This is a genomic window from Variovorax sp. GW458-11-26-14-LB1 (assembly GCF_059423965.1).
The window spans coordinates 1-605 of record NZ_JBWKYW010000108.1 but is presented as its reverse complement, the minus strand read 5'-3'; the positions used below and the strand labels follow the sequence as shown (position 1 = coordinate 605).

1 protein-coding gene is annotated in these 605 nt (G+C 66.9%); it reads left to right on the top strand.

The window, feature by feature from the left end; translation table 11 throughout:
• Positions 1-63: 63 nt before the first annotated feature.
• Positions 64-605: SAM-dependent methyltransferase (locus AC07YS_RS31915; protein ID WP_495273841.1), on the top strand; the 542-nt coding region annotated here is incomplete at its 3' end.

Here is a 605-nt window from a genome sequence, read left to right as displayed (position 1 = left end):
GGAGGGTGGGATGGCGCTCATTCGGAGGAAGAAGACAGAAGACAGGAAGAGGACAATGGCGCCGTGACGACGCCAACGACAAACAGTTTACCCATCGCCCTCGACCATCTGATTGCCCGCTCCGTCGAGCGCGCGGGCGGATGGATCGGCTTCGACCGCTTCATGGCCCTGGCCCTGTATGCGCCGGGGCTGGGCTATTACGCCAACACCTCGGCCAAGTTCGGCCACATGCCCTCGTCCGGCAGCGACTTCGTGACCGCGCCCGAGCTGACGCCGATGTTCGGGCACACGCTCGCTGTGCAGGTGCTGGAGGCGCTGGAGAAGACCGGCACCGACACGGTGTGGGAGTTCGGCGCGGGCTCGGGGGCGCTGGCGGTGCAGCTGCTGCATGCGCTGGGCGAGATGGGGCGCGGCGATGTGCGCTATCGCATCGTCGATCTGTCGGGCACCTTGCGTGAGCGGCAGCAGCAGGCGCTGGCGGGGTATGCGGGGCGGGTCGAATGGCTTGGGGAGCTGCCTGAGTCCATGCAGGGTGTGGTGGTCGGCAATGAAGTGCTCGATGCGATGCCGGTGCAGTTGCTGGCGCGGGTGAAGGGGGCCTGGTT